This is a genomic window from Arhodomonas sp. KWT, from assembly GCF_010993615.1.
On sequence record NZ_WNXE01001006.1, the window covers coordinates 1 to 596 of the forward strand.

At 70.8% G+C, this 596-nt stretch carries 1 pseudogene; it reads right to left on the reverse strand.

From position 1 onward, the window contains the following. Positions 1-596 (reverse strand): annotated as a pseudogene (eno, locus tag G7A99_RS23820) (phosphopyruvate hydratase); the annotation flags it as partial.

A 596-nucleotide genomic window follows, 5' to 3' on the forward strand; every position in this document is an offset into this window, starting at 1 on the left:
GCCTCGTTGGACGGCAGGTTCGGGGCGAAGCCGCCCTCGTCGCCCACCGCGGTGGACAGACCGCGCTCGCCGAGGATCTTCTTCAGCGCGTGAAAGATCTCGGTACCGCAGCGCAGCGCCTCGCTGAAACGGGCGAAGCCGGCGGGCATGATCATGAACTCCTGGATGTCCACGCTGTTGTTGGCGTGGGCACCGCCGTTGAGGATGTTCATCATCGGTACCGGCAGCAGGTGCTCGCCCTCCGGCGCAAGGTGGCGGAAGAGCGAACGCTCGTGATCGCCCGCGGCGGCGCGGGCGCTCGCCAGCGACACGGCGAGCAGGGCGTTGGCACCGAGCCGGCCCTTGTTGTCCGTGCCGTCGAGCTCGATGAGGCGCTCGTCGAGGGCGCGCTGATCGTCCGCGTCCATGCCCACCAGGGCCTCGCGGATGACGGTGTTCACGTTGCTCACCGCGTGGGTGACACCCTTGCCGAGGTAGCGCGCGGCGTCGCCGTCACGCAGCTCCACGGCCTCCCGTGCGCCGGTGGAGGCGCCGGAGGGAACGGCGGCCCGCCCGAAGGCGCCGCTGTCGAGCAGCACATCGGCCTCGACGGTGGG